The organism is Roseibacillus ishigakijimensis, from assembly GCF_016595415.1.
GTDB classification, from domain to species: Bacteria; Verrucomicrobiota; Verrucomicrobiia; order Verrucomicrobiales; family Akkermansiaceae; genus Roseibacillus; species Roseibacillus ishigakijimensis.
The window spans coordinates 1-655 of the sequence record NZ_JAENIO010000130.1 but is presented as its reverse complement, the minus strand read 5'-3'; the positions used below and the strand labels follow the sequence as shown (position 1 = coordinate 655).

General features: G+C 44.9%; 1 protein-coding gene. It reads left to right on the top strand.

The annotated features are described in order from the left end of the window. Positions 1-104: 104 nt before the first annotated feature. A complete protein-coding gene (locus tag JIN78_RS16885) occupies positions 105-521 on the top strand; it encodes a hypothetical protein (protein WP_200393170.1) in 417 nt (138 codons plus the stop codon). Positions 522-655 lie beyond the last annotated feature (134 nt).

Below are 655 nucleotides of genomic sequence, written 5' to 3'. Positions count from 1 at the left end.
TTAAGACCAAGCCCCCAACGCCCGCCAAAAAATCGCCTGGAACCAAAAACCGTCCTGCTCCTATCGCAGCATCGTCATACTAATAAACACTGTTCTCCGAAAGTATGCAGCGATTAATGATAGTTCTAATTTCTGTTACCATAGGGTGCTCAGCTGTTTATGCCTCGGAACTATGGCATGATGGGAAGATTACGCCAAACCAGCCATTTAAAGCTAAGGTAATAGGAGTAAAACCAGGATGGGGATGGGATACCATTGTTTTGAAAGAATTAGGCGGTAAAGGAAGGTATTGTCTAGCGAGCGTTGGTCACATTAATCCAACATACGAGATAGTAGCAGCACAAGATTTCAACAAGAAAGAGATGATTAGGAATAATACGACATTTATAGATCCAGCTGTAGATGTGGAGCGGTTTTCTTGGACGATGGGAGTCTGGATGCATGGAAAGAGATTTGGAGAGAAAGATGCTGCCACGCAATTCTATAAAAACGGAGAACAAGTCGCTGCACCTAATCCCTGACCCGCCCCGATAGTTACGATTTATGACCATTCAATCATCAACCCACAGTCTACGCTCGCCCCATGGTCAGGGATAGGTGAGCTATGACGTTGATATGGTTGATGATTTGTCAAGGGCATAAAACGGTCCGGGCT